Source organism: Anaerotruncus sp. (assembly GCF_057433415.1).
The window spans coordinates 1-3,633 of record NZ_DBMDHH010000031.1; the positions used below are offsets into that span (position 1 = coordinate 1).

A 3,633-nucleotide genomic window follows, 5' to 3' on the forward strand; every position below is an offset into this window, starting at 1 on the left:
GGACCCGGCGCCGCCGGTCCCGCGTCCGCGGGCGGGGCCTCCCCGCCGCGCGCCGCGCAGCCGGCCAGCGCCAGCAGCAGCGCGAGCAGGCCGGCCAGAACCCTTGCGCGCGTCATACGCCCAGCACCGCCAGCACGCCGTCCCCGATCGCGTTCGCGGTCTGGTAGATGCCGTTGCGGCTGGTCATGCTGTCATACTCCGTGGGATTGGTGACAAAGCCCATCTCCACAAGCACCGACGGCGCGAAGGCGTTGAGGGTCACGCGGTAGTTGGACTGCTTCGCGCCCCGGTTGGTGCGCCCGGTATAGCCCGCCACGTTCGCCGAGAGGGTCGAGGCGAGGCTCTTGGAGATCGGCTCGAAGTAGTAGACCTCGGTTCCACCGATCGTGTTCATATCCTTGGTGTAGGCGAGGCTGTTGCAGTGAAGGGAGATGAAGAGGTCGGCGCGGTTGTCGAGCGTGATCTGCATCCGCTTGTTCATGTCCACGTCGTCGTCCCCCGTGCGGCAGAGCACGACCTTCGCGCCGAGAGACTCCAGCCGCTTTTGCACCGCGACCGCCGATGCGAGGGTGATGTCCTTCTCCATCGCGCCGCCCGTGCCGGGGATGCCGATCGCGCCGGGATCGGCGCCGCCGTGGCCCGCGTCCACCGCGATCGTCACGCCGGAGAGCGGCTGGCTGCCGCCCGAGACCCGGGGCGCGTATTTCGCGTAGAGGATGACGTCGCCGTCGTCGTAGCTGATGTCGTAGCCCCACAGCCGCCGGGACCCCGACCGCAGGAACTGCATGACCGTGTCGCCGTCCTCCTCCGTCACGTCGACCGCGTCGAACAGGTCGCTGTCCTGCGCCATGCCGTCCTCATAGTCCGCGATGCCGGTCGTGTTGAAGAGCTTCACATAGAGCTTTTCCCCGTCCATATAGGCCCGGAACATCGTGTTCGCGGTGCCGTGGAAGGTGTAGTATTCGCCGCTTCCCGCCTGCTCGAAGGAGACGCCGGACACCCTGTTGCGGATGTTCACCTGCTCCTCCAACGGCTGCACCGACTCCTTGGGGATCCAGCCGCCCGTCGACAGGTGGTACATGTTCCCCACCTCGGTCACATAGTCGACCGCGCCCCCCTTGGCCGTCTCGATGAAGGCGCTCGCCGCCGCGTCCTTGTAGACGCTTGCCGCCACGTTCTTCACCTCGACGTACAGGCGGCTGCCGCTGCCGGTCAGGTAGACGCTGCCCGCCGATTTGACCGAGCTGGTCTTGCCCTTGTAGGTCATCGTGTAGGTGACGGGGCCGAGGTTGCGGGTGCCGTCCACCTCGCCCGCCGTCGTCTTGGCGGAGAAGGTCGCGGGCACGCCCGCCACGGCGGTCGCCGCCGCCTGCTTGAGCGCCACCTGCCGCCCGCCGACCGTCGCGGTCACCTGCGCGCCCGACGGCGCGGTGCACTGCAGGCTGATCGTCTCGCCCGAGTAGGTCGCGCAGTCAAAGGAGGGCGCCGCGCCGCGGATGTTGGTGATCGTAACGGGGGTGTCCGCCCCGCGCGTGATGTTGATCTCCTCCGAACGGCCGCCGTTGCGGAAGACGAAGGTGTTGACCCCCTTCTGGAGCGCCACGAGCACGCCGAAGCTGCCGCGCGCCCCCCGGCCCGAAACCGCCTCGCCGTTCATCGTCAGCTTCTCGTCGGGGTCGGAGCCGCCCGTGATGAAGTAAGCGGCCGCCGAGGTGGAGACGTCCTTCTCCGGGCGGGTCAGGGTCAGCCGGGCGGGCACCTTGAGATTCACATGGCTGGTGATCGCGTCGAAGTCGTTGTAGCCGTCCGCCGCGAGGGATGGCGCCGCCACCCCCGCGCAGAGCGCCGCCGCCAGCACCGTGGAAATAAGTTTTCTGCACATTCCGTCTATTTTCACCTGTTTACCCCCTGTTACGCAATATTTCTTATACAGTGGGGATTCGGCCGCGTTTTCCTGCGGCCAATTCCTGTCAAATCAAAACAAAAAGCGCCCGGCGATATGCCGGACGCTATCATTTCCTCATCTCTCGGTCATACCGCTGGATTTGGCACCTTGCAATGCAGGTTGCCGGGCTTCACAGGGCCAGTCCCTCCGCCGCTCTTTATAAGGTAAAGCTATTCAGTTGTCTTTGTTATTCTACAGGATGCGCCAGAAAATGTCAAGCATTACACGGGCTGTTCGGAATGCTCATGCTTCACCAGCCGCGCGATCGGCTTGTAGACGAAATAGGTGACGATCCCATTGACCCCCGCCTTGAGCAGGTTGAAGGGGATGATGACCGGCAGCAGCATCGGGATGACCGCCTCGATCGGGGTCCCCATGAAGATCGGCGTAAAGATGAGGTTGCAGAACACCATCACCACGGTCATCGCCGCGACGCCCGCCCCCAGCGCGACCACCGCGCCAACGCGGTTATGGCGGAGGCGGTAGAGATTGCCCGCGAGCAGCGCGAACGCGCCCGTCGCCAGAAAATGCATCACGATGCCGATGATGCCGCTGCCCGCGCTGACCGTCGTGCCCTGGATGACCGACACGACGAGCGTGAGCCCGAGCCCCGCCACCGGCCCGTAGAGGAAGGTACAGATAAAGATTGGGATGTCGGCAGGGTCGTACTCGAGGAAGGGCGCGGGCGGAAACGGAATGCGGATGAGCGCGACCAGCACGATCGATACGGCGGCCAGCATGGCGATGGTGGTGAGCTTGCGGGTGGTCTGGGATGCTTTCATGTGTCATACCTCCAAAAATGTTTGGAGCCTGCCGGGGAACTGAAAACGCCCTTGAACCAAGGTTCAAGGGCGCGGGCATATCGGCGGAAAATCCGCGAATATACGCCGTTTCTTTCATCCGGACTATACCGTTGGTATGGGAATCGCACCCATTCGGCCGACTTGCGTCGGTTCGCGGACTGTACCGCCAGTGGGGACTTTCACCCCGCCCTGAAACAGACTTTGTGGTTTTATTATAGCGCATGTGACCGTTTTGTCAAGGGGGTTGCCGTGGGCCTTTCGTTTGCCGCTCGGAGATCGGCGGAGTTTGTTGGCACCCGCCGACGGCAGGCTTGGATTTGCCGCTCATGAAGCGGCGGAGCTTGCCGGGTCCCGCCCCGGCGGGCGGCCCCATTTCTTGTACGGACAAGAAATAGGGGAAAGAAGCCGCAAGGGGAGAACCCCTTGACCCCAGCGCCGCCTCCGGTTGGCCTGTGGCCAAAGTCGGCGGCGCCCTGCCACGGATCAATGGGCGGGTGTTCAGCATCCCGCCAGCCGCCGCACCGCGGGCGCAATGCCTCTGCCGGTGAGTCTCCGGAACCGTACCGGGAGTTCCCATAGGGGAGACGCGGCCGCTTTTATTTCGCTCGCATGTCCCACGGGAAGGCGGAAAACTGCGCGGCGAAGCCGCGCACGCGCGCAGAGCGCGCGAACGCCCGGAACGGGCGTTGTTTTCCGCCGTGGGTTTGGCGAGCCATGCGGCTTCGGTTGTTGGGAGCGCCCGCAACCTGAATTGAGCCTTCAGCTGGTGTACCCGTGGGGAGTGACGGTAGTCCGCGGGTTATGGCAAGGTACTCCCGGAGATTCCGCTTAGAGTTCCGGCCCGCAGGGCCGGGTCCGCGCAGCGGACTCAAGCCGGGGTCGCGG

Annotated in this window: 2 protein-coding genes and 2 riboswitches; both genes read right to left on the reverse strand. The window is 64.8% G+C overall.

What is annotated here, in order from left to right; genetic code table 11:
- Window positions 1-112: 112 nt before the first annotated feature.
- Window positions 113-1,897: an N-acetylmuramoyl-L-alanine amidase family protein gene (locus ACZO3G_RS09485; RefSeq protein WP_277138763.1), complete on the reverse strand. Its 1,785-nt coding sequence runs from the start codon at window positions 1,895-1,897 to the stop codon at window positions 113-115.
- 120 nt (window positions 1,898-2,017) lie between these two features.
- A riboswitch (SAM riboswitch) is annotated at window positions 2,018-2,111 on the reverse strand.
- Between the two features lie 55 nt (window positions 2,112-2,166).
- Window positions 2,167-2,727, reverse strand: a complete 561-nt coding sequence (locus tag ACZO3G_RS09490) for an ECF transporter S component (protein ID WP_276874845.1) — start codon at window positions 2,725-2,727, stop codon at window positions 2,167-2,169.
- Between the two features lie 102 nt (window positions 2,728-2,829).
- Window positions 2,830-2,949, reverse strand: a riboswitch (FMN riboswitch).
- Between the last annotated feature and the right edge of the window lie 684 nt (window positions 2,950-3,633).

What these genes read in the sequence shown, in the direction of transcription:
- ACZO3G_RS09490 (WP_276874845.1), bottom strand. Translation starts at nt 2,727, where the DNA reads ATGAAAGCATCCCAGACCACCCGCAAGCTCACCACCATCGCCATGCTG.